General features: G+C 41.6%; 2 protein-coding genes. Both read left to right on the forward strand.

The annotated features are described in order from the left end of the window. Window positions 1–171 precede the first annotated feature (171 nt). Window positions 172–393, forward strand: coding sequence for a hypothetical protein (locus THEBA_RS13685; protein WP_014732022.1), 222 nt, complete (start codon window positions 172–174; stop codon window positions 391–393). Then, window positions 374–1714, forward strand: coding sequence for a hypothetical protein (locus THEBA_RS13690; protein WP_014732023.1), 1341 nt, complete (start codon window positions 374–376; stop codon window positions 1712–1714). Before THEBA_RS13685 ends, THEBA_RS13690 begins: the two co-directional genes overlap by 20 nt. The last annotated feature ends 10 nt before the right edge of the window (window positions 1715–1724 follow it).

The following is a 1724-nucleotide window of genomic DNA, read 5'->3' on the forward strand; positions in this document are numbered from 1 at the left end:
AAAGGTTGGTAGTGTGAAAGGGTAAATAGAATAGTGAGAGTTATGGAGTCTATGCCTACTTCTACTTGCGGTGATGAAATGCGTGAGTGATTGAGTAGGTAAGGGATATAGATATCTAATTATGATTTAGGATATTAGGATATGAAATGATATCATTTTAGAGAGGTGAGTATGTCAATGTATAAGAAAATCAAAAGGGTAATATCGTTCAGTCCGAAAACATGGGGCAGATTAGATGGACTGAGCAATCGTATGGATACTCCTATCTCTACTTTAGTAAACATGGGTATTGCCTGGTGGATGGATTATAACGAGTTGTTTAAAAGGAGTCCAGAGGTGATAGCTAAACTCATGAAAATGAAGGAGGAAATAAATGGGGAAAAGCAAGAATGAAAAAACCCGCTTGAGAGTAGGAGCTCTCGAGGCGGGGGTTGTGATAAGTAAGTTGGTTAGTTCAAGTATAGCAAATCCTACTAGGTGTAATCAATCTAATCTCAAAGCGGAAATAAAGAATGATTTTGAGGCGGACTCTTTAGAGGACGCCTCAAATGCTGCTTTATTGCGGTATGAGGCAGATGAATACTACGGTATAGGTGATGCACCCGATCATAGTAATACGGGTGCGCAAAGCCGGAAGAGGGGGAAATACTCTGTTGTTTCTTCTGGGATAGACTCGCTATATTTGACAATTCAGTTATCGGAGAGATCGCATGGAGACTTGCTAGCTGGTATAAGAGAAAACACGGATTCAAGGCTGGGTATAGTGAGTTATTGGGAGCATAAGTGGCATGAAATGAAAGTTTCAGTTAAGGAGTCTGGAGGGTATCGCCTAGGGTTAGACGATGGATATATACGGGTGCTCTTAGCCGAAACGTGGAATGAAAACATGCCGTGTATAAAGATTGGAATATCTTCTGAGTTATTGCATAGGTTTAATTTGAGTGAGTGCTGGGATATGGTGAAACGAATGTTTCAGGATTTGAAGGTTATATCTATAAAGGTAAACCGTGCGGATCTTTACGTAGATGTAGCTGGGTTGAGTCTGGAGAAGATAAAGAGAGAGAACAGGGTGTGTTATTCGGGGAAGTATGCAATGTATGAAGAGAAGGGGAAAATCACGGGGCATAGTTTCGGTACGCGTGGCAATGATATTTATTGCAGGATTTACGATAAATTGAAAGAGATTACCGATGTATCGCATAAAGGGTGGATGTGCGATATATGGAGTAAAAGTGGTTGGAGTGGAGAAGAGGTTACACGTGTGGAGTTCGAGCTTAGACGTGGATTTTTCCGTGATATTGAATGTAGTACGATTGATGATTTGTTTCTGCTTAACCTTACGGATGTGTGGGTAACGTGTAGTAAGTGGTTGAGTTTTCGGATAGATGGAGATATCAGGCTTAAAGATAGAGAAGTTGCTGAGTATTGGAAGTTTGTAGCCGATAGTTGGGGCGAAGGGGTAAAGCTAAAGAGGAAGAGAAGAAGCGGAGATATAAGAGAGAGAATAAAGAATGCAGATAGACGCCTCCTGGCTGCGGTAGCGGATTCGTCAGGATACAGGCAGGAGACGATTAGTGAGACGTTTGATAGGGTTATAGGTTATATGCGTATGCCTTCCATCCGACGTGCGTTTTATTCTCGTCAATGGAAGAGATGGAGTGAGAGAGAGGTGATAGATTCGAGCGAAAAGCATTATCAGCTTGTTCCGTTCTAAGAGAGTGTAG

Source organism: Mesotoga prima MesG1.Ag.4.2, assembly GCF_000147715.2.
Classification (GTDB): Bacteria; Thermotogota; Thermotogae; order Petrotogales; family Kosmotogaceae; genus Mesotoga; species Mesotoga prima.

What these genes read in the sequence shown, in the direction of transcription:
- THEBA_RS13685 (WP_014732022.1), top strand. Translation starts at nt 172, where the DNA reads ATGTCAATGTATAAGAAAATCAAAAGGGTAATATCGTTCAGTCCGAAA.
- THEBA_RS13690 (WP_014732023.1), top strand. Translation starts at nt 374, where the DNA reads ATGGGGAAAAGCAAGAATGAAAAAACCCGCTTGAGAGTAGGAGCTCTC.